This window comes from Hyalangium sp., assembly GCF_045802625.1.
Lineage (GTDB): Bacteria > Myxococcota > Myxococcia > Myxococcales > Myxococcaceae > Hyalangium.
Window position 1 is genome coordinate 1 of record NZ_JBJMQP010000062.1, and the last position, 2,729, is coordinate 2,729.

3 protein-coding genes and 1 tRNA gene are annotated in these 2,729 nt (G+C 66.7%); 1 reads left to right on the plus strand and 3 read right to left on the minus strand.

The annotated features are described in order from the left end of the window. Positions 1–145: 145 nt before the first annotated feature. Positions 146–219 (minus strand) — tRNA-Arg (locus tag ACJ8AT_RS13040). Between the two features lie 140 nt (positions 220–359). Next, the gene (locus tag ACJ8AT_RS13045) at positions 360–1,151 is read right to left on the minus strand and encodes a 4'-phosphopantetheinyl transferase family protein (protein ID WP_407738032.1); all 792 of its coding nucleotides are present in this window, start codon (positions 1,149–1,151) and stop codon (positions 360–362) included. 158 nt (positions 1,152–1,309) lie between these two features. Between ACJ8AT_RS13045 and ACJ8AT_RS13050 the strand changes: the two genes are divergently transcribed. Continuing rightward, positions 1,310–2,302, plus strand: coding sequence for a TerC family protein (locus tag ACJ8AT_RS13050; protein ID WP_407738033.1), 993 nt, complete (start codon positions 1,310–1,312; stop codon positions 2,300–2,302). Here the strand turns inward: ACJ8AT_RS13050 and ACJ8AT_RS13055 are convergent. After that, entirely contained in the window at positions 2,299–2,628 is a 330-nt protein-coding gene (locus tag ACJ8AT_RS13055) for a YacL family protein (protein WP_407738034.1), read from the minus strand. The genes ACJ8AT_RS13050 and ACJ8AT_RS13055 overlap by 4 nt on opposite strands. Positions 2,629–2,729: the final 101 nt, after the last annotated feature.

Sequence of the window (2,729 nt, forward strand, 5' to 3'; positions counted from 1 at the left end):
CGCGGACCATGTCTCGGACACAGCCGCCGACGAGGAACACAGCGAACCCCAGCTCGCGAAGGCGGCGGAGGACGTCGAGGACGGGGCGCGGGATGTCGGCGTTGTGGAGATTCGCGAGCATCAGCCGCGCCGCGGAAAAAGGGAGTGGCCCCGGCTGGAATCGAACCAGCGGCCTGCGGTTTAGGAAACCGCCGCTCTATCCAACTGAGCTACGGGACCAGACAACGGGCCCCTTATAGCAAGCGGCTCGATGCGCGCAACGAGCGTCCTGGCCTCCGGACGCGTCGATTCAACATCTTGAAAGGGGTGGGATGTAGGCCATCACAACCCAACCAGCCGCCGCAGCCGCGGACACACGATCAGCCCTGGGCTTTCAGCAGCTCAGGGGCTTCCTCCTCGCCCCCTGGCACGATTCGCTGCCAGCGCACTTGGAGCGGCTGGAGCCTGGGTCTGCGCACCGCCAGCGCGGCCTGGTGCCGAGCCGAGGGCCGCAGTTGGACGAACTGCCAGCCCTCGGGGTCGTCCCGCAGGCGAGGATCGAAGGAGATCCGCGGGAGCTGCCCAGGCCGCAGCTCGAACGCGAACTGCCCCAGCGGAAGCGAGAGCCCCATCCCTCGCGCCTTGATGTACGCCTCCTTCAAGGTCCAGTACTCGAAGAAGCGCTCCTGCTGGAGCTCCACCGGCAAGGCTCGCAGCGCCGCGACCTCCGCGGGCGCGAAGTAGCGGTCCGCCAGCATCACCGTCTCTCCGTGCCGCTGCGCATCCTCCACGTCCACGCCCACCTCCGCGTCGAGCGCCACCGCCACCACCGCCATCCCGTCCGTGTGGGAGAGGTTGAAGTGAAGCCTCGGACTCCCCTCACCCATCACCTCCGGGCGGCCATAGGCGTTGGTGCGGAAGGCCCACGCCTCGGGCCTCACCGCCTCGTAGCGGGACAACGTCAGCCGCACGAGCGCATGCGAGACCAGGTACTGCCTGCGGTGCTTCTCGAAATAGAACTTCCGTTGCTGCTCGCGCTCCTGGGGGCTCAGCACTCCCCAGTACGCCTCGAGCAGCCGCGGTTGCTCGATCCGCTCGGGCTCGGTGATCCAGACATGGACCTCGTCCGGAGCCAGGGACATCAACGCGGGAGTGGAGGGGCTCGACGACATGGAGCGCCTAGCGAAGCAGGCTGCCGGCCCTCTTGTCACCCGCCCACGTCTCGCGATTCATCGCTTTAGCCGATGCTTTGCCGCCATAATTCCTATTTGCCGAACAATCACCCAGTTCCTATTTGAAAGGTCCCTCACCTTTTCTTTGGGAGTGCCCCTTGTTACCGCAGACCATTGGCAGCCCTGCTCTCTGGGCCGGCTTCATCGTCTTCGTCCTCGCGATGCTCGCGCTGGACCTGGGGGTCTTCCATCGCAGCGCCCACGTGGTGCGCTTCAAGGAGGCGCTCGCCTGGAGCGCCGTCTGGGTGGGGCTCTCGCTGCTGTTCAACCTGGGGATCTGGTGGAAGTTCGGCGCCGAGCCCGGCGTGCAGTTCCTCACCGGCTACCTCATCGAGAAGTCGCTCTCGATCGACAACATCTTCGTCTTCGTGCTCGTCTTCTCGGCGCTGCGCATCCCCTCGCTCTACCAGCACCGGGTGCTGTTCTGGGGCATCCTCAGCGCGCTGGTGCTCCGCGCGGCCATGATCTTCGCCGGCGTGGCGATGCTCCAGCGCTTCCACTGGCTCATCTACGTCTTCGGCGCCTTCCTCGTCTTCACCGGCGTCAAGCTGTTCCTCAACCGCAACCACGAGGAGCACCCGGAGAACGGCTTCGCCATGCGCTGGGCCCGCCGGCTCATCCCCTCGACCAGCCGCTTCGACAGTCACCACTTCTTCACCCGGGAGAGCGGCCGGTGGCTGGCCACCCCGCTCCTCATGGCATTGCTCCTGGTGGAGGTGACGGATGTCCTCTTCGCGCTCGACTCCATCCCCGCCATCTTCGCCGTCACCCGGGATCCGTTCCTGGTCTTCACCTCGAACATCTTCGCCATCCTGGGCCTGCGCTCCCTGTTCTTCCTGGTGGCCGGCATGGTGGAGAAGTTCAGCTACCTCAAGGTCGGCCTGTCCGCGGTGCTCGTGTTCGTGGGCACGAAGATGGCCGTGGTGGACTTCGTGAAGGTGCCGGCCTTCGTCTCCCTGGCCGTCATCGCCGCGCTCATCGGCGGCTCCGTGGTGGCCTCCCTGCTCAAGGCCCGCGCCGAGGACAGGGCCAAGGCCGGCGCCCGGCCGCCGCCGCCGCCGCGCGGCCGCCCTGCCTCCCAGGCCTCCTAGCGCGTGGTCTCCACGAACCGGAGCCAGGAGTGGAGCAGCTCCTCGAACTCCTCCAGCGACATCTCCCGGGCACGCCCGGGCACGGCGATCTCGCTCTCGATGACGGCGCGATTGCGGCTCATCTTCACGCTCCAGGCCTCCCCATCGGCCCTCCAGGACGAGTGGCTGCCCTTGCGCAGCGCGCGGATGATGTCCAGCAGCCGGTGGCACATGCGGTGGTTGTTGCGCACCTCATCCACCAGATAGTGCGCGAGGATGTCGTCCGGCGGCTCCGCGAGGGCCGTCACGTGCCCCTCCTGATCCCATGTGAAGCGCACCTTGTGCATCGCTCGACTCCTGAACCCACCGCTCAGTGTCGCATGGAGATCATCCGAGTTGAGGAGAGCTTGCCTCGCTCGCGGCCAGGTGTGCCGCCCAGCGGATAGCC